20 protein-coding genes are annotated in these 26,604 nt (G+C 45.5%); 17 read left to right on the top strand and 3 right to left on the bottom strand.

The genetic code is table 11. The annotated features are described in order from the left end of the window. Positions 1 to 178 precede the first annotated feature (178 nt). On the bottom strand, positions 179 to 1,693 hold the full coding sequence (locus TW77_RS01545; RefSeq protein ID WP_046003197.1) for a leucyl aminopeptidase: 1,515 nt from the start codon (positions 1,691 to 1,693) through the stop codon (positions 179 to 181). A 248-nt stretch (positions 1,694 to 1,941) separates the two neighbouring features. Between TW77_RS01545 and msrA the strand changes: the two genes are divergently transcribed. Continuing rightward, positions 1,942 to 3,177, top strand: coding sequence for a peptide-methionine (S)-S-oxide reductase MsrA (gene msrA / locus TW77_RS01540; protein ID WP_428838735.1), 1,236 nt, complete (start codon positions 1,942 to 1,944; stop codon positions 3,175 to 3,177). Between the two features lie 35 nt (positions 3,178 to 3,212). Here the strand turns inward: msrA and TW77_RS01535 are convergent, their stop codons facing one another. After that, positions 3,213 to 3,407, bottom strand: coding sequence for a hypothetical protein (locus TW77_RS01535; RefSeq protein ID WP_046003195.1), 195 nt, complete (start codon positions 3,405 to 3,407; stop codon positions 3,213 to 3,215). 587 nt (positions 3,408 to 3,994) lie between these two features. Beyond that, positions 3,995 to 4,549, bottom strand: coding sequence for a TetR/AcrR family transcriptional regulator (locus TW77_RS01530; RefSeq protein WP_052712997.1), 555 nt, complete (start codon positions 4,547 to 4,549; stop codon positions 3,995 to 3,997). Between the two features lie 1,313 nt (positions 4,550 to 5,862). Between TW77_RS01530 and TW77_RS01525 the strand changes: the two genes are divergently transcribed. The 16 genes from TW77_RS01525 to TW77_RS01450 all read left to right on the top strand — a co-directional run bounded on the left by TW77_RS01525 (position 5,863) and on the right by TW77_RS01450 (position 26,600). Then, a complete protein-coding gene (locus TW77_RS01525; protein WP_205623839.1) occupies positions 5,863 to 7,164 on the top strand; it encodes a beta-ketoacyl-[acyl-carrier-protein] synthase family protein in 1,302 nt (433 codons plus the stop codon). 2 nt (positions 7,165 to 7,166) lie between these two features. Further along, positions 7,167 to 7,958, top strand: coding sequence for a MaoC/PaaZ C-terminal domain-containing protein (locus TW77_RS01520; RefSeq protein ID WP_046003194.1), 792 nt, complete (start codon positions 7,167 to 7,169; stop codon positions 7,956 to 7,958). A gap of 44 nt (positions 7,959 to 8,002) precedes the next feature. Beyond that, complete coding sequence (locus TW77_RS01515) at positions 8,003 to 8,263, top strand: acyl carrier protein (RefSeq protein ID WP_046003193.1); 261 nt, start codon at positions 8,003 to 8,005, stop codon at positions 8,261 to 8,263. Positions 8,264 to 8,432: 169 nt separating this feature from the next. Then, entirely contained in the window at positions 8,433 to 9,329 is an 897-nt protein-coding gene (locus tag TW77_RS01510) for a diiron oxygenase (protein ID WP_046003192.1), read from the top strand. A 14-nt stretch (positions 9,330 to 9,343) separates the two neighbouring features. Continuing rightward, a complete protein-coding gene (locus TW77_RS01505; protein ID WP_205623838.1) occupies positions 9,344 to 10,900 on the top strand; it encodes a phytoene desaturase family protein in 1,557 nt (518 codons plus the stop codon). After that, entirely contained in the window at positions 10,893 to 11,729 is an 837-nt protein-coding gene (locus TW77_RS01500) for an alpha/beta hydrolase (RefSeq protein ID WP_046003190.1), read from the top strand. The genes TW77_RS01505 and TW77_RS01500 overlap by 8 nt, the downstream gene beginning before the upstream one ends. 8 nt (positions 11,730 to 11,737) lie before the next feature. After that, entirely contained in the window at positions 11,738 to 12,493 is a 756-nt protein-coding gene (gene fabG / locus TW77_RS01495) for a 3-oxoacyl-ACP reductase FabG (protein WP_046003189.1), read from the top strand. A gap of 3 nt (positions 12,494 to 12,496) precedes the next feature. After that, entirely contained in the window at positions 12,497 to 14,035 is a 1,539-nt protein-coding gene (locus TW77_RS01490) for a phytoene desaturase family protein (protein WP_046003188.1), read from the top strand. Between the two features lie 107 nt (positions 14,036 to 14,142). Next, positions 14,143 to 14,466 (top strand): ferredoxin FdxA, encoded by a 324-nt coding sequence (gene fdxA, locus TW77_RS01485; RefSeq protein WP_046003187.1) that lies wholly within the window; start codon positions 14,143 to 14,145, stop codon positions 14,464 to 14,466. Between the two features lie 38 nt (positions 14,467 to 14,504). Beyond that, entirely contained in the window at positions 14,505 to 16,154 is a 1,650-nt protein-coding gene (locus TW77_RS01480; protein WP_046003186.1) for a phytoene desaturase family protein, read from the top strand. A gap of 20 nt (positions 16,155 to 16,174) precedes the next feature. Beyond that, positions 16,175 to 17,173, top strand: coding sequence for an efflux RND transporter periplasmic adaptor subunit (locus TW77_RS01475; RefSeq protein ID WP_162197932.1), 999 nt, complete (start codon positions 16,175 to 16,177; stop codon positions 17,171 to 17,173). Positions 17,174 to 17,184: 11 nt separating this feature from the next. Further along, a complete protein-coding gene (locus TW77_RS01470; RefSeq protein ID WP_046003184.1) occupies positions 17,185 to 20,259 on the top strand; it encodes an efflux RND transporter permease subunit in 3,075 nt (1,024 codons plus the stop codon). Beyond that, a complete protein-coding gene (locus tag TW77_RS01465; protein WP_046003183.1) occupies positions 20,259 to 22,121 on the top strand; it encodes a 2-oxoacid:acceptor oxidoreductase subunit alpha in 1,863 nt (620 codons plus the stop codon). The genes TW77_RS01470 and TW77_RS01465 overlap by 1 nt, the downstream gene beginning before the upstream one ends. Before the next feature lie 10 nt (positions 22,122 to 22,131). Then, positions 22,132 to 23,163 carry a 2-oxoacid:ferredoxin oxidoreductase subunit beta gene (locus TW77_RS01460; protein ID WP_046003182.1) on the top strand — a complete coding sequence of 344 codons (1,032 nt, stop codon included), beginning with the start codon at positions 22,132 to 22,134 and terminating at the stop codon, positions 23,161 to 23,163. Positions 23,164 to 23,274: 111 nt separating this feature from the next. Beyond that, positions 23,275 to 24,201: an ABC transporter substrate-binding protein gene (locus tag TW77_RS01455; RefSeq protein WP_046003181.1), complete on the top strand. Its 927-nt coding sequence runs from the start codon at positions 23,275 to 23,277 to the stop codon at positions 24,199 to 24,201. Between the two features lie 95 nt (positions 24,202 to 24,296). Then, a complete protein-coding gene (locus TW77_RS01450) occupies positions 24,297 to 26,600 on the top strand; it encodes a methyl-accepting chemotaxis protein (protein WP_046003180.1) in 2,304 nt (767 codons plus the stop codon). Positions 26,601 to 26,604: the final 4 nt, after the last annotated feature.

Raw genomic sequence — 26,604 nt, 5'->3', positions numbered from 1 at the left:
AGATTTAATCCCTCTGATTGGTTATGCGTTGATGGGGCGGTATTACACAGAGGGACGCCCGGGCAAAGCATAGCAAGCTTATCTGCGGCTGTCTTGCCAAACCTGTTAGTGGCCAGGCTGATTGATGTTAAAAAAAAGCCATGCAATTATTGCATGGCTCAGTTGGGTTGGGATGTTGTTAGTTACTCAGCAACCATTCGCTCAGCAGGCGTACACCAAACCCGGTACCGCCCGCAGAAACTTCGCCTTTACCTGAAGAGGCCAATGCGTTGCCTGCAATATCGATATGTAACCAGCGGGTTTCACCGGCAAAGTGCTGCAGGAATGAGGCCGCAGTAGTCGCGCCCGGACCACCTGAACCGACATTGGCAATATCTGCGATGTCAGATTTCAGCATGTCTTTGTAGCCCAGCGGCAGTCGCCAAAGTGGTTCATTAACGGCTTTACCGGCAACGGTAAATTCCGAGATCAGGTGTTCATCATCTGAGAATACTGCGGCATAGCGATTGCCTACAGCACGGATCTTAGAGCCCGTCAGTGTTGCCAGGTCAACCATCACCTCAGGCTTATAATAGGTGCGTGCATACCACATGGCATCGCTCAATACTAAGCGACCCTCTGCATCGGTGTTGAGGATTTCAACGCTCAGGCCTTCTGCTGTGCGCAGCACATCACCCGGTGCAATCGAGTTTTCAGAGACCATATTGGCGGCCATACCCATTACTGCAACAACGTTAACATCGGCCTTCGCCAGCGCCATGGCTTTTACCGTGCCCAGAACAGCCGCTGCACCGGCCATATCTGATTTCATGCGGGCAATGGACTTGCCGGTTTTAATGCTGTAACCACCAGAATCAAAGGTGATCCCTTTACCTACCAGTGCGATAGGGGTGTCGTTATTGCCCTTATAATGTGCAACAACCAGGCGTGAGCCTTCTTTACTGCCACGGCCAACCCCTTCCAGTGCATTCATACCCAGGGATTTAAGCTGCTCTGGCTCCAAGATCTTCACTTCAACACCATACTGCTCGAGTTGTTTGGCAGCATTGGCAAAGTCAACCGGCGTCATTTCAGTCGGGACTTCTGAGGTTAAATCACGTGCCAGAAATACACCCTGTTCAATGTGACTTAACGTAGTGTATTCGGCTTGCGTCTGACCCTGGTCGTCTACACTCAGGTTGTAGGTCATACTGTGTGTGTTCGGCTCTTTCTTATACAGCTCAAACGTATGGTCGCGCAGATTGGCACCGTGCGCATATTGCGCCGCCAGTTCATGGTTGCTGAGCTGGCCATTTACGCCTTTGAATGCAACGCTGACTGTCGCCGCTTCTTTTTGTTCCAGTTTTGCGTGCAGGTTACCGCCGAGCTTAGCCATTTTGGCACTGTCCAGCTCGTCGCGCTCACCCAGACCAACCACAAGAATACGTTGGTGTTTAGAGTCAACGGGTGCCAGTACTTCGACCACCTTACCGTAATCACCAGAAAACTTGTCAGCTTCCATTGCTTTGTTCAGTTGTTTTCGGGTATCTCTGTCAAGAAATTTAAATGCATTGCTTTGCTCACTATCCTGAAACACAACCAGAGCATCGGTTTTTTCGTTCAGTTTGCTGGTGAACTGGATGTCGGCTGCCAGCGCCGAGGCTGAACCGAAAAGTGCGACACTGAGTGCGCAAAGACGAGTAGATAACGGCATTGAATAAACCCTCAATAACTAATTTGGGCTTTGTTTTACCTTAAACACGCAGATTAATTAATTAAATGTCGTTGAATGACACAGAATCCTAGTTGAAGTGCGAACCGGCTGATTTTTTCACACTCGGCGAAAGTATGGCGTGGCTGCCACGGTCTTGGTAGTTAAGAGAAATCAATTTAAAGGAAGTCGGAGTGAATAAACGATTAATTGTACAGATAACGCTCTCGAGTTTACTTGGGCTTGCCAGCATCAGCCATGCGGCTGTGCTGAATAGCAAACCAGAACAAGCCAGTTCGCATATCAAAACACTGGTGCTGGGATCGGGCTGTTTTTGGGGCGCAGAAAAACGCTATGAAGCGCTGCCTGGGGTAATAGATGCTGAATCCGGATATGCAGATGGGCGAGGTTTTAAGGCAAGTTATAAGGCAATCACAGCGTCAAGCCGACGTTTTGACCCCAATAATTACGCAGAAGTCGTACGGGTAACTTACAACGCCAGCCGCCTATCGACAGAGTCGTTGTTAAAAGTCTATTTTGAAAGCCATGACCCAACGCAGAAAAATCGTCAGGGTAATGATGTGGGTACACAATATCGCTCCACTATCCTGTATACCGATGAGGCGCAAAAAACCACGGCAGCTTCATTAAAAGAACAGTACCAGGCGCTGCTGACGCAAGCCGGTTATGGCCAAATTCAAACGACACTTAAGCCACTGAGCGCTTTTGTGCGGGCAGAAGAATATCACCAGAATTATCTGGTAAAAAACCCTAACGGATATTGCCCGGATCACAGTACAGGCGTCACTTTTGCGGATGTGCAAGAGCAGTCGGTTGATAATAAAGCATTGTTAACGGGCAAGCACATTGTCGTGATTGATGCACCGTACTGCCCTTATTGTGACAAGTTTAAGCAGCAAGTGGTGAATGATTATCAAGGCAGTATTGCATTGCACTTTCGTCGGGCCAGTCAGCTACAGGACCTGAGTATCATGTCTGCAACCTGGGCAACACCGACCATTTTATTTATGGAAAATGGTAAGGAAGTTGCGGGCTTTCAGGGGTATATGGACCGTAAAACGTTTTACCGGGCACTGGGCGCGTTTAAGCTGGGTGACAGTGATGCCTATACCACAGCGTTTGAGCAGGGCACAGATCGGCCGTTTTGCAAACAATATGATTTATTTAAACAAACCGGTGACGGGGTATTTATAGATAAGCTCAGCGGGCAGGCCTTGTTTGATACCAAAGACCGATTTAACTCAGGCACAGGCTGGTTGTCTTTCAAGCATCCGGTGGCGGGCAGTGTGACTTATCATGAAGACAATAGTCACGGCATGCAACGCACTGAACTTCGTTCCAGCTCATCGGGCATTCATCTGGGACATGTGTTTGCGAATGAAGGACCAGGTGGAAGCGATCGCTACTGCATTAATGCGACCGTATTGGAGTTTAAATCCAGGCAGGACTACCAGGTAAGTCAGTAGAAACCCCGAATTTACATCAAATGGTTGCTAACGGATTAGCATCCAAATGCCATAGTATAAGGGCAGTTGCCAATAGAATCTTCCCAGCACATTCGGTTTTCTGTTGGTGCACAGTTATTGAAATAGCTTTTGGGAGCACCACCGGCAACTTGCGGCGTTGCTTGCAATGCCAAAGTGGCTTTGTCTGCACTGAGTCTTTTGATGTTCTTTTTGTTCAGGTTAAGCTTCATTTTGATATTCCTTTTAAAAAGTCGTTAGGTTCACAAATTGAACGATCCTTAAGTTAGTACATATGCATCAATGTTGTTAAGTTGTTTATACTATGTAATTGTAAGTAATTGTGTCATAAAACTTACACGAATTTTTTTGCAGACCTAAAGCGGGTTGGCAACTATATCAAGCAACCCTTCTTTAATGAGAATAAACTGGACACCCGACGCGTAAAAATGGTGCTATCAGCAAGCACATGATAGCGCCGAACTGTATCCTTCGTGCCATCTAGTCGGTGTGATGAGGCCATAAGTTGGTCAAGCTGAGCTAAGCGGTGAATTCGACAGCAATATTACCCGATAAAGGAATGCTAATGAAGAAGGTGAATTGCAAAGAGGTTCGTGGGCACAGTGAAAGCAGGTCGAGCGTGAAGCCGCAGACCGCTTTGCCCGGCTTGATACGAACCTCTGCAAGTGAGTTAGCTTTGTTCGGACTGATATTTCAGTTTAAAGAGTGAGCATTATTCATCCCTATTTGAGCAATGCTGCGCGGCTCAAGCAAGTCAGCCAAAGTTATTCCTCTAACGAAATGCTTACCTTGTTATGCACTAATTTGTGCCCAGATAACGAGTTATTACCTCATGTAAACTGTTTCTGAAGTGCTCTACTTTTTCACCGTCGAACTTAGGTTGGAATGACTGCACACCAATAAAGCTCAAATAAGCTACTTTTGCTGCAATCGAGACTCGCTCTGCATTTTGCTCAGTTTGGAAGCTCTCACTGTAGACTTCTTCTAAATAGGCGAGTCGGTCTTGATCCACTCTTTCCTGAAAAGCCCTTGCCTGTGGGCTATGGAGAGACCAGGCTCTTATTGCGACATCCAGCTCATGGTTTATTGCCCAGGCGAAATAGCGTAGCTTTTCGAGTCGGGTCTCTCCTTCCAGGGACTTATTCTTTGCTACAGTACCTATTGTGCTGTTTTCGTACCATGTTTCTAAAATGGCCTGGTAAAAACCGTCTTTGGAAGCAAAGTGATGATAGAAAGAACCTCTGCTAACTCCTAGCCTTTTACCTATCTTTTCAGCAGACAAAGCACTTTGCCCTTGTTCAATTAAGAGGCGAAATGCCTCTTCTATCCATTGTTGTTTGGTTGCTCTGGTCATTATTTATATCTTCTTTTGAAATTAAAGGCTTGAGTTTAAAAGTCAACACTTGCCAAAAATAGTCAAACATCGTGTTAATCGGAAATGGATGTTAACAGATTGGTACAGAGTAAAGCTAGTTCCATGGAAGCGCTCTGAAGAATTACAATAAAAAAATTGAATATCTTAGTTGCATTGTGGATTTCAATGTTCCCGTAATGGGTTCGCCATTACCAGTATAAAGTCAAAAAAAATCATTCATTTAATCTCGCGCCTTAAGCGTAAAAGCTATTGCAAAGCAAGTTGGTTAATAAATAACATCTGAGTCGTAAAAAATCTGCCTGAGTTAGGTGGGTAAACGCCTTTTTTATAGTCATATATAATTTCTGTCATATTTTTATACTAAACCAAAAAGCAAACAGTGGCGCGACAACCGAGCTTTGGAGCGTGGTTTTTTTGCTCTATACGTACAGGTGTCTGGATAACAGTTAAGCTGGTGCTTTGTGTGAAAAAATTGACATTTTTACAAGTTTGTTACGACCTTTGAAAGGGCCTATTAAAGGCTGTTTCAGATCGACTTGGTGCGTGTGTTTAGTGGTGCCAGAGATTTTCCTAATGTACAAGATGCAATGGCATTCCAGGTGCTGTGCTTTTTTGGCATTCCCTGAATAATGAGGTAGTAAGGTGCCATGAGCTACTTTTTCATATTTCACGGGTATAGAAAACATCGTTACAAGCAATTTTATGTTGCTGATTTATAAGTGCTATCCAGTTCTGTGGTGTTGGTGTTTGTTTGTTTTCAATCTATTAGTAAATAGAAATCATTGTCATGCGCGTTAGTGTTACTGTTAAATGGATTGGGTAAGTAAATTTACATTTTTACCTAAAATAAAAGCATACAGGGTTGTTTGTTTTTATTTTGTCGGTTATATTGAGTTGTAACAATTAAAGGTAAATGTGTATCTCAGTGGTTGCGCCTTGTGTTGCCGACGGCTTCTTATGTTAATGGTGTAATGAAATTTTAACCTCGTTAAGCGGTGAGATTACCTGAGTGGATAGGGCGAAATGTGCTCATGATCTTTAATATTAAAGCAGTGCCGTGTTTTAGGTTTTAAATAGGCTGGAGTTGATTTCTTTCGGTTCTATAAACGTTTGATAGTCAGTTTTACTTATGCCTTGTTTACTTTTTACAAAGGCTCAGCGTCGTGCTTTGGCGAGTTGTGATGTGCCAACGTATATCTGATTCTTTGAGTATAAAGTGTTTTGGGCTAGCGCACCTAATGGTGCTGACTAGTGGATATGTTGCGCTGGCAAAGCGCGATTAGGTGAATTTTGTGGGTAATTCCCTAAATATTGAGGTTTTTATGGAAACTAAGGATAAACAAAAGAGTCGTCGAGTTGTTATCACCGGATACGGTGGTGTTACGTCAATGGGTAATAACATGAATGAAATCTGGGGAAATCTAATGGATTACCAGGTTGGCTATCGACACACTAAAATGGATGATGACTCAATTAACGCCAAATATTTTGGTTTCATGGATTTTGACCGAAAATTGATGCGTCCATTCTCAAAGCGTATTTTAAAAATGCTACCTCAGTACGCTAAATTTAGTTTACTGGCGTGTGATGAAGCGCTCAACATGGCCTTTGGTGAGACCGATTTGGATGAGGTTGTTTCTCCGTTTGAAAGAGGTGTTGTAATAGGCACTGGCTGGGGTGGTTTAGACACAGCAAATGAGAACAACAACGATTACCGTGAATCAGGGCTAACCACATCTTTCGCTACGGTCATGTCAATGTGCAATGCAGCAACCGCTGCAGTATCAATGAATTGGAATTTTCGAGGCTATCAGAATAGTCCTGTTGCAGCTTGCGCTACGGGTACCATGGCGATAGGTGAAGCCTTTGATGCAATCCGCTGTGGAAGAGCAAAAGTTGTGGTTGCAGGAGGCAGTGAGTCGCTGCGTGAGCAGTTTAATATTTGGTCGATTGATGTCATTCAGGCATTGAGTAAAGAGCAAGAAAATGAGCGCCTCGCATGTTGCCCGTTCTCGAAAGGTCGAAGTGGCTTTGTATTGTCCGAAGGGGCAGCGGTACTGTGCCTCGAAGACTACGAGTTTGCCAAAGCGCGTGGCGCCAATATACTCGCGGAAGTAATCGGCTATACCAACTATTCAGATGCATATGATATGACTGCTCCGGCAGAGGATATGCAAGCGCGTATTCATGTTATTCGGGAGTTATGCACTCAATCCGGAGTCGCATTTGACGAGATTGATTACATCAACCTTCATGGTACCTCAACACCATTGAACGATCTCAATGAGACAAATTCCATCAAGTCTGCGTTAGGTGACGCTGCCTACTCAATACCCATGTCGAGCACAAAATCCTATACCGGTCATCTGATTGGCGCGGCGGGTTCTCTTGAGGCGATATTCTGCCTTAAAGCGATGGAAAACAATACTATTCCAGCCACTATTCATATGGATGAGCCAGACCCAGAGTGTGATCTGGATTACGTTCCAAATAAACACCGATATGACCAGAAACTAGACATCATTATGAACTTGAGCTTTGGCTTTGGTGGCGCGAATGCTGGTGTATTGCTGAAACGTTTCGAGGAGTCATAGTGATGGAGCTTTCATTTACCGCCGATGACATTGAGAAGTGGGCGGTTTTCTCCGGAGATCGTAACCCGATCCACTTTGATATTGAGGCTGCTGCACGTTTGGGTGTTGATAAAGTGGTAACCCACGGCATGCTTGCGCTGTTGCAGGTGAAGCAGACGGTGGTCAGTAAGTTTGTAGCCGACAATGGCGGTTGGACCCAGTTTAAGACGTCGCTCAAAGCGCCTATTTTGTGTGATGACAAGGTTACGATGAGCGAGACGGAGCGGCGTAACAAACTGTGTTTTAAAGTAAATAGTGTGGCTAGTTCAAACCTGCATTTGGTTGGTTCTGTAAGCAGTGTTGAGCAAACGCCGTGGCAATCACTAGAAAAAGTACACCATCTGGACGCGTCTGACGTTGAAGAGAAATTCCGGTCATTTTATCAGTCATTTGATTCGGGTTTTGACGCCTGGGTTTGGGTCGATGCTTTGGTTTTCGGACATTTTATCTCTAATCAGATCAGCTTCATTATGTCCTCCTTGAATCATAATGAAGGCCCTGATGAGGCAAATTGTCTTACTGAATTGGCGCAGCATACGGTCGTACAAATCAGTCATCTAACGCGTATATGTCCATCGCTTCAGAGCAGTAAATACACAGTTGATTCCCTGCCTAGTGTGGCTTATCAGATTGACAATATGAGCCTTACCGAAGAGGAAGAGTCTGCATTTGGTGTGCTTGAACTGGCTGTTTTTCTCAATGGCCAACACGAAATGACAATTGAGTTAGGTTTACTGATTAAATTCAATAACTAATATTATAAAGCAAAAGTTTAACCCGTTAATGATAGGAGATTAAAATGGCGGATTTTAAAGAAGTATATGAGGAAATTGTAGAGCTTATTTTGGAGCTTAAAGACTTTGAAGAAGAGGATATTTCTGCGGGAATGTCTTTTGAAGAGCTAAGTTTAGACAGCCTGGATTTCATCGAGATGCAGGTGAGTATGAAAAAGAAGTTCCAAGTTGTAATAAAGCCAGAAGTGTTTGAATCTGGTGAAATTTCGACACTTAGCCAAATGTGTGATTATGTGGTGAGTTTGCAAGAAGAAGCGGTTGCTTAATTTTTTCTGACTCCCTTATGAATTTATACATATTCGTGTGATATCGAAAGGTATTTAATTGCTACTAAGGTATGAGTGAAGTAGTAGCGGTTAGCCTTTTAATGCTAATCAGGTGGCTGGTGTTATTTTTATGCTGGCCTCGAATATAATCAGTTAAAGGAACTATTTTATGACTGTTGCCGAAAAAGAAATATTAACATTAACAGAGGCACGGAAAGCTAAAGTAGCCAAGCTTTGTTTGACTTCCCATGCACATGCAATGGATTTGGAAACCGTATTACCTTGGGATAAAGGAATAGATAAAAGCCAGTGGCCAAAGGAAAAAGACCATCTGTGGATATATGGCACACCTTATTATGATCAACTCACCGAAGAACAGCGTTTAGAAGTCGCTTGGCTGGAAACAGCGCGTGATATATCTATGTTTATTTGGCTGGAACAGACGTTACCACCACTCTATATGGGTTATATCAACAAGTATTATGACCGTCTTGATGAAATCACAACTGAATACTTAATGGTTTTTTCGAAAGAAGAAATTGTGCACACCATGACGTTCAAACGTTTTATGGAGCTTGCGGACCTTAAAATATGGACTCCACCCGATGGCTTACATGAATTACTCATTGAAACTTTACCGAATATGCAGCCAGCTGCTGGGGTATTGTTTACATTACTGATTGAGTGGGTTGCTGAGTTGGGTGCGATGCATACCTCTCAGGGAAGCGATATCGAGCCGATGACACGTCAATTGTTTAAAGCACATCACTTCGATGAAGCGCGCCACATTGCTTTTGGTCGTTGGATCTCAGAAAACTACTTTGAAACCGCGCCGAAACAAGAGCAGGAACAACTTCGGGCAATGGCTAAAAGCGTTGTTCCTCAGTTCATTAATATGTTCACTTATAACAATGAGATTAGTAAGCATACTTCTTTTGAGTTTCCAATTCAGAGCCATGAGCAGGAAAAAATTAATGAAATCTGGGCGTCGGAAAATAATATCCGGATAAATAACGAGCGCTTCGCAGAGTTCTACGCCTGGCTAGATAAGTTAGGGCTGAGATAATGTCAGAGACTCAATTGAAAGTAACTGCACAACAGTCGGGTGAAGCAGGCGATGTGCAATGGGATGCAATTTTTGTTGGGGCAGGGATTACTACGCTGGCATGTAGTGCTTTGTTACTTAAAGAAAACCCCGCACTGCGTTTATTAGTCATTGACAAGCATATTGTTCCGGGTGGCTATTCAACGGTGTTTCGTCGTCCAAAGGCAGGTGCCACTTTTGATTGCAGCTTACACAAACTCAGCGGTATGGGTGAGGGGGGGAATCTCAACAATATTTTTGAAAAGCTAGGTCTTTATGAAGAGCTAGAAATGAAATACCCCAGTGATTATTTCTGTTGTTTCAAGGATAAATCGGGGTGCCCCTTACCGAATGATGCGACACAGACGCAGGAAGTGCTGAAGCAAGCTTTTCCAGCACAGGCTGATGCCATCGATACGTATTTTGAACAAGTCGCTATCTATGGTCGAAATGGCTATTACCAGTTCCAGATGCTCGATGGCACGATTGAGCCTGATATTGAGCAGCTGCGTTATGCGCACAAGCATCTAAAAAATATTACGGTTGAGGAAGGATTGAACGCCCTGTTTGATGATCCTTATTTGATCGAAATATTGGCAGCGCCAGGCATCTATGTTGGCGGTTACCCTGAAGACCTGGGGTATTTGTATTACTTGCATGTTGTGTATGCAACATTGAATAAAGGCAATGCCTATGTAGTGGGTGCCTCACAGAAGTTATCCGATGTATTAGCAAAGAGAATTACGGACTCAGGCGGCAAAGTTGTTTTATCAAATCCTGTGACCGAAATTTTGACGGATGAGCACAATCAGGCGTATGGCGTACGTTGTAAAAAAGGGGAATTTTATTCCAATAGCATTTTTATTAATACGTCACCGCATTATGCACTTGAAAACCTATTCAACACGAATGTCGATTTTTCAACCGTACTAAAAAAGCTCGAGGCGTTGAAACCCGCACGAGCAACCACCACGGTTTATTTGGTCACGGACTTACCCCCTGAGCAGTTGGGTTTAAACCATACTGAATCAATGATGTTTTCAGAGGCGCCAGGTGAAGCTGGAAAGTTGCGAAAGGCCGCTGAACAGTCTGGATTTGACGAAGCATTGTGTGAGCAAGCGTTTTGGCAAAACTCGCCGATGGAAGTGACCAATTATCATTTATTAGATAGCGATGGCGGAAAGGTCATTTGCCTGAACGTGCTGGATTCTATTGATCACTGGCCGCAACGACGCACGCCAGAGTACCGAGAGAAAAAAGCGCGGGCCGGGGAAGTGCTAGTAGAGCGTTTGTTACAACAAATACCATCACTGCGTGGGCATATTGAGTATCAAGAAGTGGCATCGCCCAGAACCTATGTGCGCTTTACCAATAATACTGATGGTTCTGGATACGGTGCGATGGTCGGCACGGACATCAGCGGCCATGTTTTTCACCACAAGTTTCCAATTAAGGGTATTGAGTTTGTTAGTGCCTGGGTGGCTGGGCCTAGCTATGAAGCTGCGTTTGGTTATGCACAAGTAAAAGCCAAAAAGTGGGGGCAGTATGTCTAGTAATACAGAGCAGTTAGGCAAAGCAGGTATCTTATTTTCACGAGCGTTTATGCGCGTGATGTTCGCATCGGTTCAGGGTTGGAAGAACAATGTCAGTGGCGATGTAGAGCAGTTTCAAATGGTAGGCCTCGATGGCAGTAATTTGGAAGTATCACTGCAACACAGCACAAGCAGTGAAGTGAAAGGGGTCCTGTTACTGTGTCATCCGTTTTTAAAGTATGGATTGCACTACTTTCACAAAAATGAAATGAGTCAGGCGTTTTGCGACGCCGGTTATCACGTCCTGTGCTTTAACTTTAAAGGCTTTGGCCGCTCAAATATTAAAGGGCATGCATTTTGGCAAGATGTTCTGTCTGTGGCAAATATGGCGCAGCAGCGCTTTGGCGGCTTGCCCATTCATTTACTGGGCTGTTCATTTGGTGGTTTTCATTTAACGCACGCCCTGGCGGAGGATAAATCGCCTTTCAGCTCGGTGGTACTGGATTCAGTCCCTCCCTCGGTCACTGTGTTTTTCAAAGGCGGCTTGATAGCCAAAGCGATGCGGTGGATCAGTAACAGCCGATTATCTACTGCGACCGGAACCCGGCCGATTGTGCATTCTTTAAAGCAAGTCAAAGGATTACCCATTGTCTTTTTTTATGGCGATGCAGATGAGTACATGCCTCACGAGGATGTTCGTGAGCTGAAGGTGCAATGTCCCGAAGTTTCCTTTGTGAAATTTGCTAACTGTGGGCACTTAGAAATTTACAAGCTGAACAAACAAGAATATGTCGATGCTGTGACCTCATTTTTTTGTCATGGCAAGCTTTCAGATGAAGGAAAAAGGTAAGACAGATTATGGCTAATTTAGATCACAAGAAAAAGGACTGGGTGCTGGTTACTGGTGGTACTAGGGGGATTGGTAAAGCACTGGTACTGGCTTTGGCAAAGGCAGGTTATCGCGTGGTATTTACTTATCAATCATCTTCAGCACAGGCGGACGTACTGTCTGCTGATATAGCGGAATTCGGTGGTGAGGCGTTTGGTTATCAGTGTGACGGTAGTCAGTATGAGCAGGTTGAGCAGTTATGTTCAAAACTTGTCGAAGAATACGGTAACCCGTTTGGTCTGATCAACAATATGGGGATCACGGGAGATCAACTCATTTTCTCCATGGATATGGACCTTTATCACAAAGTAATCAATACCAACTTAAACTCTGCGGTTTATTTCAGCAAGTGTCTGGTGCCAGCGATGGCAGAAGAGGGTTGCGGCAGGATCATTAACATGTCTTCGGTGACCGGTTTGAAGGGGAATAAGGGGCAACTTGCCTATGCTGCTACTAAAGCGGGCATGTTGGGGTTGACTAAAACGCTGGCGCTTGAAGTGGCTCGTTTCAATATGACAGTCAATGCCGTCGCGCCTGGTTTTATTGCAACAGAAATGGTCGACAACATTGATGAAAAAGCTAAAAAGCAAATTACCAAACAGGTACCGCTTAAACGGCTAGGTACAGTGGAGGAAGTTGCGGCCATGGTGGATTTCTTACTGGGTGAAACTGCTGGGTATATTACCGGGCAGACCTTTGTCATTGATGGTGGTTTGACGGTTTAAGCTATGGTTTCCAATATAAAACAAACAAAAAAAGTAGATAGCCAATACGATGTTATTTTTGTCGGCGCTGGGCTTGGGAGTTTATCAGCCGCTTCGATGATTGCTCAAAAGGGAAAAAAGGTCCTGGTTGTTGATAAGCACAATATTCCAGGTGGCTATGCGACAAACTTCTCACGAAAAGATTTTGACTTTGATGTTTCATTACACTCCTTTGATGGTGTGGTCAAAGGCGGTGATTCATACAAAGTAATTGAACTGACCGGGGTAGCAGATAAGGTTGAATTTTTGAGTCACAAGACGCTTTATCACTTTCAACAGGGTGATATAGATATTAAAGCGAAGCACCGTGACATCGAAGATTACAAAAACCAGTTGTTTCACTATTTTCCTGAAGAAAAAGACAACATTATCCGCTTATTTAAAGAAGCTGACAAAAACTACAAGGACATGTGTGGTTTTCTGTTTGCTAAATTGCCTTTCTGGTTAAGGTTTTTAGCGACGCCGTTTTTCTTCAAGCGAATACTTAAGTATGAAAATGATACTGTGGATTCGTTTTTCTCCCGTTTCACACAAAACGAGCGCTTAAAAGCCGTCTTGTCAGCGCAGTGGAGCTACTACGGTTTGCCTGCCAAAGACTTGGCATTTGGTTATTTCTCTTATCCTTTTATAGATTATCTGCGTAATGGTGGTTATTCGATTAAGGGGGGCTCACAAAAACTGTCTGACGCGCTAGTTGAAGTGATTGAAAGCAATGGGGGAACTGTGCTTCTTTCATCTCCAGTGACGGATATTATTGTCAATGAGAAAGGACGTGTCGAAGGCATTGAGTCTAAACGCAGTGGCGTGGTTAGCGCCGACAAGGTCGTTTGTAATATCAGCCCACACGCAGTCGTTTCACTGGTCGGCAAAGACAAGTTTAAACCGCGTTTCCACACCAAGCTTGAAGCACAAAAAATGTCTATTTCGGGGTTTCAGGTATATCTGGGACTAGACTGCAACCTGGCTGATTTAGGGGTAAAAGAAGATGAGTATATTCGCTTTTTTGCACCCATGTTGAGTCAAAGAGAGCAGTTCGAATGTCTCCAAAAAGGGGAAGTGTTCGATGGCAAAACAGGCTGGTCTATTAACTATTTCTCTAATGTTGATGACACTTTGTGTGCACCTGGCAAATCAAGTCTTGGGCTATTTACGTTAATTGGCTCTATTGATTGGCACAGTCTCAGCAAAATGGAATACAGAGAGAAAAAGCAACAATTAACACAGATGTTAATTGATAAAGCAGCTGAACAAATTCCGAATCTGAAAGATCACATTGTTGTGTGTGAAGCAGGCTCACCCAGAACAATGACCAAGTTTACCAACAACCCTGGTGGGTCGATTTATGGTTTTGAGCAGAATCTGAAACAGTCTGGCTTATTTAGACGTTTTCCGCAGAAGTATCCAATCAAAGGGTTGTACCAAGTGGGGGCGTATACATTCCCGGGAGCGGGGTTCATCGGCACTATGTTGTCAGGAAAGACTTTGGTTGATAGGTACTTCTAACAGCAGCTTAGGCCTACCACTGATGTTACCCGACAAACGTCACTCATAAAATAACTTCATAAATTTTAGGAAATTATAAGTTTATCTTTTAAGGAGAGAGTAAAGCTATGGCTTACGTTGTTACTGACAACTGCATTAACTGTAAACACACAGAGTGCGTTGATATATGCCCAGCAGATGCATTTCGTGAGGGGTCCAACTTCCTGGTGATTGATCCGAATGAATGTGTTGATTGTGGCTTGTGTGTTCCTGAGTGTCCTGAAGAAGCAATTTTTGCGGAAAGCGAATTGGATGACAGTGATATTCATTTCGTTGAACTCAATGCCGACCTGGCCGTGAAATGGCCTGAAATCTTAGAGTCAAAAGAGCCACTTTCTGATCACCAGAAATGGAGCGGACAACCAGAAAAAATAGAATTTTTGGTTAGCTAATAAAATTAATCATCTAAAAAGATACGAACGAGAATAAAATGAGCAATTTAAAAACTCCAGATAGAATCAAGACGCTCGATGATGATCGGTTTGACGTGATTGTTGTTGGTGCGGGAATTGGCGGTCTGACTGCCGCAGCGACGCTTGCCCACAGAGGTAAAAAAGTACTGGTGCTGGATATGCACTATGAAATGGGAGGATGTGCGACTGTCTTCCATCGTAAAGGTAAAGCGTATGAATTTGATGTTGGGCTTCACTATATCGGCGACTGCGGGCCGGAGGGGCTTATCCCTCGGATCCTGCGAGGCGCGGGCATTGATTACAATGAAATTGAGTTCTTAGAGCAAGATCCTGAAGCGTTTGATACCTTATGTTTTCCGGGCTATCGGTTCGGTATTCCAAGAGGGTTTGAGCGCTTTAAAGAAAAGTTACTGGCTGAGTTTCCACAAGAGCGAAAAGGTATTATTCGCTATTTCAAATATCTGGATCAGGTATGGAAATTCATGGGGATCCACTCTAACCCTAAGTCTGCGTTATGGATCCTGCCGCAGTGTTTATTGCTGGCCCGATATGCCAACGCCACGGTAAAAGAGTTTCTTGATACCTGTACGCAAGACAAAAAGTTACGTGCCATTTTGACCGGTCAGCTGGGTGTTTATCATCAGCCACCGAGTCGTGCATCAATGGCTGGCCATGCCGGTGTTACCAACCATTTCTTGCAGGGTTCTTTTTACCCATCCGGAGGGGGGCAGGTGTTCTCTGACAAGCTGGGTGAAGCGGTAGAGCGCAATGGCGGAAAGATTCTTTTACGTTCAAAAGTAACCAAAATTTTGGTTGAGAATGGTGCTGTTAAAGGAGTCGAGTTCGAGAACAAAAAGCTGGGAACGAAAACGGTCTATGCCGACAATGTCATCGCAAATGCAGATATTAAGCACACTTTGCTTGAACTGGTAGATAGCAAATGGTTGAAGCCAAAAACACTGAAAAAGACCCGGGATTATGAAATGTCCCCTGCAATGGGCATAGTGTATTTGGGTATTGATCTAGACATGATCAAGGAAGGTCATAAGAATACCAACTACCGCATTTACCCTGATTATGATTACGAAATTGCTTATTCAGCCATTTTCAAAGAAAAGTTCCCGGAAAATCCACACGTCTTCATTGGTAATGCAACCTTAAAGGATCCTCAAAACAAAAACCTGGCGCCGGAAGGTATTTATAATTTGCAGCTGATGTCCGTTACGCCGGCTTCTCCAGAAGCATGGGGATTGACAGAAGAAGAGGTCAAAGACGGTTCATACAGGAAAAACCCAGAGTACTTAAAGAAGAAGCAGTGGTACGCAGAACAATTGATAAAAACGGCAGAATCCGTGATCCCGGGTTTGTCCAAACATATCGTATATCAAGATGTTTCGACTCCTTTTTCAGTCACCCGGTTTATCGGTTCATCCGGCGGTACGTCCTATGGGATTGCATTTACACCGGAGCAGTTTTTGCATCGCAGACCAAGCGAAAAAACGGAAGTAAAAGGACTGTATTTATGTGGTGCGTCGACACGTACCGGTCACGGTATTTTTGGTGCCATGACAGGTGGAGTGGAAGCGGCCGCAGCGGTCGCTGGACGGAATGTTCGTTATGACGTTTTAGACTTGGGTAAACGCGCGGTAGCGTCTGCGGAGGCCTAAATATGCTGACTAAGTGGATTATGTGTTTAGTACTGTTCATTGGTTGTTTTGAGCTCCAATGCGCCACACTCAAATCGGTCACCACCACAGAGATTAAACGTAGCCACCGTAGCCAGCCTGTAAATGTCAGTGGCAAACTTGCACGCAAGACTATTGTCAGACTTGCGTTCAATATTGATGGTCTGGTTGACAAAGTGAATGTGCAAAAAGGGGATGTACTGGCGCAAGGGCAACTGCTGGCCACATTGGACAGCAGAGAAATACGCGCGAAGGTACAGTCTGCGACTTCGGCACATAAAACGGCGTTAGAGGATCATCAGCGCATCTCTGACTTATACAACAAAAACTTGTTGCCTCTGTCTGAAGTTCAGCAGAGCCAAAATCGCCTTGAAGCTGCGTCTTCAGCTCTGGAAATAGCGGCCTTCAACGAAAGCCTATCTACTATCCGCGCCCCGATGGGGGGCGTGGTGGTAGAGAAGCTCGTGGAAGAAAACGAACTGATTAAGGCGCAGCAAACAGCATTCATGATAGCGGTTGATGAAAACGGCTGGATCGTAACCGTCGAGGTTCCGGATCATGATGTTGTGCGCATGAAAATCGGCGATCCCGCAACCGTGACACTCAGTGCCTACAATAGCCAGACCTTTGACGGTCATATAAGCGAAATTGCGGGCCAGGCAAACGCGCAGGGTTTGTTCTCTGTTGATGTTAAATTAAACCAGCATCAAGAGACTTTCCGGGTTGGTTATTTGGCCAGCGTGGAGATTTTACCTCAGGACCAACAGTTGTATAGCTATATCAGTCTTGATTCAGTTGTTGAGGTGAACCAGCGCAAAGCAAAATTCTTCACGATTGACAGACATTCCAGCAAGGTCACGAAAAGAGTATTAGAGGTCGCTTTTTTAACAGACGACGCGATTGCTGTAAAAGCAGCCATGGGCGAGCATGAAGAAGTGGTCACACAAGGCGCTGAAATGCTGGAAGATGGTGAAGAAGTCGTTGTATTGGAAGGCTTGTAAGGAATGCTCGGATGAAATTTGTCAGTAGTGCACTCGATAACTATCGCTTTACTTTGGTCGTTATCACCACAGTCATCATTTTGGGCGTAGTCTCTTTTTTCACGATGCCTCGTACCGAAGATCCACAGTTGTCATTTCCTATTAATTACATAGTGGCGTTACATCCTGGTACTGCGCCTCTGGATATGGAGCAAATGGTTGTGGACCCGCTGGAAGAGGCTATCAATGAAATTGATGCTTTGAAGGAAATCAGAACCGATATTAAGGACGGGTTGGCAACGTTTCGTGTTGAGTTCGATTACGGCACCGACCCGAACGAAAAGTACAATGAGTTACTGGCTGCCGTCAATGCCGCAAAAAGCAGGTTACCCAGTGATATTGCTAAGCTTGATGTTAAGAAGCTCTCGCCCACAGATGTCAATATTGTGCAAATTGCCTTGGTATCAGAAACAGCGAGCTACCGGCAACTGAGACTCTATGCCGAACGGTTTGAAAAACGATTGGAACGTATTAGTGGGATCCGTCGAGCTGACGTCTGGGGCCTGCCCGATCAGCAGGTACAGATCACACTGGACTTTGACAAAATCCAGCATTACGGCATTTCGCTAACTGATAGCTATCAGGTATTGGTTGGGGAGGCCAGGAATCTTTCAGGCGGTCATGTGAATACAGGGGCCCGAAGACTGACGGTACGCACCAGCGGGCGATATGAAGATTTACAAGCCATTCGCAACACACTTATCCGTTCTAAAGATGGTCAACCCATTTATTTGAAGGATGTGGCAACGATAGAGTTTGTCGATGCAGAGCCCAGGTATATCGCGCGTTTTAATGGCAAGCGAGCGGTTTTTGTGACCGCAATGCAAAATGAAGGGATCAGTGTGTTCACTGTTATGCCCAGAATAAAGAAGTCGTTAGAGCGTCTTAAGCAAACTTTACCTGATGATGTCGTTGCTGAAATAGCGCTTGACCAGTCTAACAGCGTGGCCACTCGGCTGGGTGGCTTTTTTGATAACCTGATATGGGGTTTATCAATGGTAGGACTCATTGTACTGCTGTTCATGGGCCTCAAGAACATGTTCATTATTGTCATTACCATACCTATTTCAGTATTTATCGGCTTTGGATTATTAGATCAGTCTGGCTTTGGAATAGAGCAAATGTCGATCGTAGGCTTGATCGTTGCGCTGGGCTTACTGGTCGACAACGCCATTGTGGTGACAGAAAACATCACCAGCAAGAAAGACAAAGGCATGAAGAGACAGGAAGCCGCAAAAACAGGGGTGATGGAAGTCAGCTGGGCGGTAACCAGTGGCACTATCACCACTGTGCTGGCTTTTTTGCCTATTTTGTGGATGCAAACCAATGCCGGAGACTTTATCCGCTCTTTGCCCGTTACCGTTGTGTTTACTCTGGTTGCGTCTTTATTCATTGCATTGCTATTCACGCCCTTGTTTGCATCGTTGATCTACAAATTTGAAAGCAAAAAGCGGATCAGCAAACCCGTTTTGGGAAGCGTACTGTTGCGTCGTTTTGCACAGGGACCTTATCAGTTGGTGCTCAAGTGCTGCATGAAATATTCGAAGAGCTTTATTTTTGTTAGTTTGCTGGGCTTTTTTGCCAGCCTTTCGCTGTTCAGTAGCATCGGCTTTAGCTTTATGCCCAAAGCAGAAAATAACCGTTTACTGGTGAATATTAAATTGCCAGAAAATGCGTCTTTGCGACAAACCGAGCAGGTACTGGACAGGGTGGAGAATGAACTGAAGGACATCGACTTTATTGAGCACTATGCCAGCAATATTGGACATGGTAACCCCAGGATATATTACTCAGAGACGCCAACAGCAGAAATGCCGAACCGGGCGCAAATTTTTGTTCAGATTGAAGCGGCAAATAGTCATGAATTTTGGGATGCAACGCAAGTATTAACTGAGCGCTTTAGAAACTTCCCTCTGGCAGAAGTAACAATAAAGGAATTTCAGCAAGGTACACCGATAGAAGCCCCTATTGTCGTGCGCCTGTTTGGTGATGACTTCGAAGTGTTAAATGAGGTATCGCAAACGATCGAACGTCTGGTTGAGCGCACACCACACACCACCAATGTGCAAAACCCGCTTGGCGATCGAAAGCTCGATTTAAAAGTCAGTATTGATTACGAGCGTGCAGCGCAATTGAACCTGCCGGTTGCCAATATAGATGCGGCTGTAAGGATGAGCCTGGTTGGCAACTACATCGGCCAATACCGGGATAAGTATGGCGATGATTTCCCTATCGTTATTAAATTATCCAAACCCTCTGGCGCGACCATTCCCGACATCAGCAAAATCAAAGTTGAGAATGTATACGGGCAATTGGTGCCTCTTATGCAGGTGGCGAAACTGGAGCTTGTGACGGTTGCGGCGCATATTCAGCACTACAACACTCAGCGATCATCGAAAATTACCGCGGATGTAGAGAAAGGGCACAATGTACAAGCGGTTACTCAGCAGGTGCATGAGCAGTTAAAACTCCTGACGCTACCTGATGGTGTGCACTACGAAATTGGGGGTGAACAAAAGTCACAAGGAGAGGCATTCAGAGGCTTTATCAAGTCAATCATTATCGCGCTCTTTGGTATTTTTACCGTCCTGGTGTTTCAGTTCCGTTCATTCAGCCAGCCAGTGATTGTCTTTATTTCAATCCCTTTTGCAATTAGTGGTGCGGTATTGGCCTTGTATGTCACGGGCTACGAGTTTTCCTTTATGGCATTTCTGGGAGTAGCAGGGTTGATAGGTATTGTTGTGAACAACGCGATTATCTTGATTGATTCTGCAAACGGTTATCACGGCGGGGGACACAGTAAATACCAGGCTTGCCTGCAGGCGAGTATTGGGCGTTTACCGCCCGTCATTCTGACGACTATGACAACGATTGTAAGTTTGTTTCCCGTGGCGATGCAAGGGAGTCTGACCTGGTCTCCACTTGCATGGGTAACCATTGGCGGGCTGGCAGTATCGACTTTGATCAGTTTGTTATTAGTACCTGTATTGTATTCATTTTTTGCCGATAAATCGGTGCCAATTTCCCATTCACTTAAGGACGCATAATGATAGAAGTAAGCAAGGCAGAAGCTACAAACCGTGAGGTATTGGAGGAAGTAACAATACTGTTTTCCGGAGATTCTGGGGATGGCATTCAGCTCATTGGCGACAGATTTGCCTATTCGTCTTCTGTTAAAGGCAACGACATTAGTTGCTTTCCGGATTTCCCCGCAGAGATCCGCGCACCGGCCGGCACAACAGCTGGCGTATCAGGGTTTAAACTGTGTTTCTCCTCTGAGCCTATTTTAACTCCGGGAGATCATCTCGATGCAATGGTGGCAATGAATCCGGCGGCATTGAAACAGAATATCAGTGAGCTAAGCGACAATGGCATCTTGATTATAAATAGTGACAGCTTTAAAGAGAAAGACTGTGTTAAAGCCGGTTATCAGGAAAACCCGTTAAAGACGGGGGAGTTAGACCGTTTTCGATTGGTAGAGATACCGTTGACACAATTGACGCTTGACGCACTAAGCTCCTTGAATTTACCAAGAAAAAAAGCGTTGCTGTGTAAAAACATGTTGTCATTGGGGGTCGTTTGTTGGCTCTATGAACGTCCAATCGAAGAGCTTGAGAACTGGCTTGACGCTAAATTTGGCAAGCAGCACTTGTTGAGCGAAGCCAATAAAAAGGCGCTGCACAGCGGTTACAATTATGCCGATACGATTGAGCTGTTTGATGCCGGGTTTCGTGTACCAAAAGCAAACTTGCCGAAGGGGAGATATCGCCATATTACGGGTAATGAGGCCTTAGCGCTTGGCGCCGTGGTGGCTTCTATAAAATGCAAAAGAGAACTCTTTTTTGCCAGTTACCCAATCACACCGTCGTCAGATGTACTGCACAGCCTGGCGCGATACAAAAACTTCGGCGTTAAGACCTTTCAGTCAGAGGATGAAATCTCGGCGATGGGCGCCGTAGTTGGCGCCTCATTTGCCGGTAATTTGGCATTAACGAGTACCAGTGGGCCGGGGTTAGATCTCAAGCAAGAAATGCTCGGTTTGGCGGTTATGGCGGAGCTTCCTGCCGTTGTATTTAATATTCAACGTGCAGGGCCTTCTACGGGTATGCCTACAAAGACGGAACAAACCGATCTGCTCGCTGCCTTATATGGTCGTCATGGCGAGTGTGAAGTGCCTGTTTTAGCGCCTTCTACACCGGCAGACTGCTTTACTATGGCGATTGAAGCATTTCGGATTGCAGTCACCTATATGACACCTGTCATTGTGCTAAGCGATGGTTACCTGGCCAACAGTGCCGAGCCTTGGCAGATCCCCACAGACGAAGACATTGATGGTTTTTCTGTTGCCAATTTACCTGCACAGAGTGACGGTGCTTTATTTCAGAGATGCCCCAACACGCTGGCTCGATCTTGGGTGTTACCAGGTCAAAAAGGGCTTGAGCACCGTTTAGGTGGACTGGAGCGAGACTACGACAAAGGCGCCATCAGTTATGATCCTGATAACCACTTTAAAATGGTTTTGACGCGCAAAGAAAAAATAAAGCGCATCAGTCAAGACATTTCGCCAATCAGTGCAGATGAGTACAGTGGTGCAGATGTGTTGGTTGTGGCGTGGGGGTCGACTCATGGCGCATTACACACGGCCGTACAACAACTTAAAAGTGAAGGATATGCGATAGACCATCTGCATTTGCGTAATTTAAATCCATTGCCGGAAGGGTTGGGTGATTGTTTGCGCCGTTATCGCAAAGTGTTAGTCGCAGAGCTCAATTTGGGGCAGCTCAATAGTGTTTTAAAAAATCACTGGTCAATTGAAACTGAAGTCTTACAAAAAGTAAGTGGTATGCCATTCAAAATTGATGAAGTTTACCAGCACTGCAAACAACTTCTGACAGACAATAGCCAGTAAAGGAATAACCATGAGTATTGTAGAGAAAATAGACGTCGTAACTAAGTTGAGTAAAGCAGACTTCGCATCTGATCAGGAAGTGAGATGGTGTCCGGGGTGTGGCGATTACGCCATTTTGGCTGGAATACAAAAAGTACTGCCAGAGTTAAATACGCCGAAGGAGAATTTTGTTTTTGTATCGGGTATCGGCTGCTCAAGCCGGCTGCCTTATTACCTGAGCACCTATGGCTTTCATACATTGCATGGCCGAGCGCCCACTGTTGCAACTGGTATCAAGCTGGCAAACCCGGAACTGTCAGTCTGGGTTATCACCGGGGATGGAGATGCACTTAGTATCGGCGCAAATCATTTATTGCATTTATTAAGACGCAATATAAATGTGAATATTCTGCTGATAAACAACCGAATTTATGGACTAACCAAAGGTCAATACTCACCGACTTCAGAGCAAGGCAAGGTCACAAAGAGCAGCCCTTTGGGCAGTATTTCCGGGCCGGTTGACCCAGTGTCGTTTGCGTTAAATGCGGGTGCAACCTTTGTGGCAAGAGCAATTGATAAAGATGCGAAAGGGTTGCAGAAGATCTTAAAACAGGCTGCAGAACACCAAGGTGCTTCGTTTGTTGAAATTTATCAAAATTGCCATGTCTTCAATGATGGCGCTTTTGAAGCCGCAACAGCCCGGGATACAAAGGACGATGCAACGGTTCAGCTTGTGGACGGTGAGCCCTTAGTGTTTGGGAGTAAGGATAAAAAAGCCATTGTTTTGGACGGGCTGGAAGCAAAGGTTGTATCTGTCAACACTGAGTCTTTACCTGACAACGCACTGGTTCATACGACCGGCAGTGATAATGAAGCATATGATGCCTTGCTTAGTAGTTTCCAGCATAAGGGATTACCTTTGCCGGTAGGGGTTTTCAGACAGTTGAGAAAGCCGACCTACGAGCAGGGGATGATTGAACAGCAGCAAAGCAGCATTGCAAGTCAAGGACAAGGCAATATTGAGGCGCTATTGACGGGTGGTAGTTATTGGTTTCATGAGTAATGCAGGATTCTGATGTGTGAACGAAACTGTATAGGCTTCTTTAAATAGGAGGCTAACTCATATATTTGGCCTATACTGGTTGCAATAGTTCGTTGTGAAATAAACATACACATGGTTACTTCCATAGGCCTTTGGGTGTTGTCACTACAGCTGAATATCAGCACCACGCAACCAGTACAGCTCCTTTATAACGACTGGACCAGTCAGCAAGTGCTTTCCCACATTGTTGCAAATATCTTTACTGAGTTGGGTTACCAGACCGAGTTTATTGAGGCAAAAACAGACGGCCAGTGGTTTTTGCTTAAAGCCGGGATGGCAGATGTGCAGGTTGAAGTCTGGGAAGGCACGATGGCAGACAAATACGCGCAGCTGATGCAAAGCCAGGTGATTGTTGATCTGGGTGACTATAGTTTAAAAACCCGCGAGGACTGGTGGTATCCCTTGTATGTAAAGCAGCATTGTCCCGGGTTGCCGCATTGGCAGGCATTGCTTCAGTGTGCTGAGGTGTTTGCCAGGCCTGGCTCTCAGGGGAAGGGCGTGTACATTGCGGGTCCCTGGGAAAAGCCAGACAGGGCCAGGATCCGGGCATTGCAGTTGCCGTTTGTGGTTGAACAGGTCGAAAGTGGTGAGGCTTTGTGGAAAAAGCTCGCCATTGCGCACAAAATCAAGCAACCCATATTAATGTTTAACTGGACGCCAAACTGGGTGGGCGCGGTCTATCCGGGCGAATTTGTTGAATTCCCTGACTTTGACATACGCTGCGAAACAGAGCCTGGCTGGGGCGTTAATCCCAAATTTTTGTTTGACTGCGGTAATCCCAAATCTGGCTGGTTAAAAAAAATTGTCAGTACAGACTTTTTTGACCAGCACCCTTGCCTGGCAAAGGGCCTACGCCAGTTTGACATGAACAGCACCACGCTTGAGCAGCTGGCTGCCATGGTTAACCTGGAAAACTTTACGCCAGCACTGGTTGCAAAACACTGGCTTGAAAACAATCAGGCCAAATGGCGTAAGTGGTTTGTTGCGTGTATTAATTAGCCCGACATAGTTAAATAAAACAACATGATTGCAGATCTTGATCTAAGCTTTTAGTACCTGTCGATTTTACAAGTCAGGATGACGCTGGAGGTGCTGTGAGCATCAAATTAAAGCTTATTGTAAGCGTCTCAACTCTGATAACTATTGCGCTTGTTGTTCTATCCGTGAGTGTTGGTATTGTGACCCAAAAAGATGTGGTCAACACGCTGACCAGCCAGATCCAACATCGTCTGGTGGGCCTCAGAGATGCAAAGAAAGAGCAGTTAACGGCGTACTTTGACTTCATCAATGGCCAGTTGCTCACTTTGGCCAAAAGTGAAGCCACTCGTGATGCGGCAATTCAATTTACCAACACCTTTAAGCAAGTGGGTCCACAGCCCGATGAAGGGGCTCTGAGTCGTTATTATCGTGACGAGTTTGGGCAGGTATTTGCACAAAGAAACGGTACATCCACGGATACGCGACGTCTGTTGGGGGCATTGGATAAACCTGCCAGATACTGGCAGGACAAGTACATTGCGCAAAATACCCATCCACTGGGCAGCAAAAACGCCCTGAGCGGTTTGCAAGATGGCAGCAGCTATGACACGGCTCACCGGCTACACCATCCCTTTTTTAATGCCTTTTTAGAGCGCTTTGGCTATTACGATATCTTTATTGTCGACGCACAGAGCGGTCATGTGGTGTATTCCGTATTTAAAGAGCTGGACTATGCGACTTCTCTGTTGCGCGGGCCTTATGCGCAAAGTGGGCTTGGGGAGGTGTTCAGGGCCGCCAGAGCACTCCCTTCGGGTGAGGTGGCTTTTGTCGATTTTGCTCCTTATTTGCCTTCTTATAATGCGGCTGCGTCCTTTGTCGCGACGCCAATAGTTAAAGACGGCGACACCCTGGCTGTGCTGGTTTTTCAAATGCCGATTGACAGACTCAATGATATTCTGACTTATAAACAGAACTGGCAAGCACGGGGGCTTGGAGAGTCCGGCGAGACCTACCTGGTGGGCAGTGACTTTAAAATGCGCAGCATGAGTCGCTTTTTACTGGAAGATAAAGCCGGTTATTTGCAGGTACTCAAAAACGCGAATGTGGATCCACAAACGATTGCCGCAATAGACAGGTTCGACACCTCGGTTGGTTTGCAAAGCGTTCACACCCAGGCAGTAGAAGCGGCACTGTCGGGTCGCTCTGGCTTTGCCATCATTAAAGATTATCGCAATGTTGCGGTGGCATCTGCTTATACCTATGTCGAAATTAACGGTAAAACCTGGGCGCTGTTGAGTGAGCTGGATCAGTCAGAAGCCTTTGCGGATGTGGAGGAAATAACATACCAGATCACCACCATGGCGACCATTATTACAGCCATTCTGATAGTCATTGCGTTATTCTGCGCCTGGCTGCTAGGTAACATTATAGCGACGCCCATTCAAAAGATGAGCCGGTTCATCAATCGGGTTGCGACGTCTCTGGATTTAACTCAGCGGTTTGATGAGTCAAATAGCCAGGATGAAATGGGGCAGGTAGAGCGCGCGTTAAACTCTATGTTTGAAACCTTTGCCGATACCTTGAACCAGGTGAATAGTAGCGCCGAAACGCTGTCCAGCCAGATGGGCCAGCTACAAGCCAATTTTGCACAGCTGACGAACAAGAGCGACACGCAAACGGATTTAACGGTGCACATTGCTGCGGCAATGGAGCAAATGGCCGCGACCTCAGAAGATGTGGCAAAAAATGCGCAGTTCACCAGCGAAGCCAGTCACGATGCAGTGAGTGCGTCTGAGCAGGGGAAGAGTAACGTGGCCAAGAATATGCAGTCATCCCGCAGCCTGGAGCAGGCGATGGACCTGACCATGCAACAAATGACGGCGTTACAGGAACAATCCAATAACATCAGCCAGGTGCTGGAGGTGATCCAGACCATCGCCGAACAAACCAATTTACTGGCATTGAATGCCGCGATAGAAGCCGCGCGAGCGGGAGAGCAGGGTAGAGGGTTCTCTGTGGTGGCTGATGAGGTCAGGTCTTTGGCGCAAAGAACACAGCAGTCGACAGAAGAAATCAACCGCATGATCCAGGGTCTGCAAAGTGGCTCGGCAAGTGCGATGTCGGCGATTCAGGAAGCGCATGCACTAACAGAAAACAACTTATCCTCAACGGATTCCACACGGGACTCTTTGCAGCACATTAACGACCAAATTTGCAAAATTGAAGCCTTTAATGAACAAATGGCAACAGCGGCGACAGAGCAAAGTGCGGTGGCCAAAGACGTTACCCAACAAATATCAGACATTACAAGCCTGGCGCAGGCTAACTGCGCGATTATCACACAGGTCAACGAAATGGCCTCTGCTGCGGATGAGGATGCGCGATTGCTCAAGCAGCAGATCAGTAAATTTCATTTATAGCGCA

The sequence above is a fragment of the Pseudoalteromonas rubra genome (genome assembly GCF_000967655.1).
In the GTDB taxonomy this organism is placed as follows: Bacteria; Pseudomonadota; Gammaproteobacteria; order Enterobacterales; family Alteromonadaceae; genus Pseudoalteromonas; species Pseudoalteromonas rubra_A.
The sequence above is the reverse complement of the archived record's forward strand: the minus strand, read 5'-3'. Positions and strand labels throughout refer to the sequence as shown.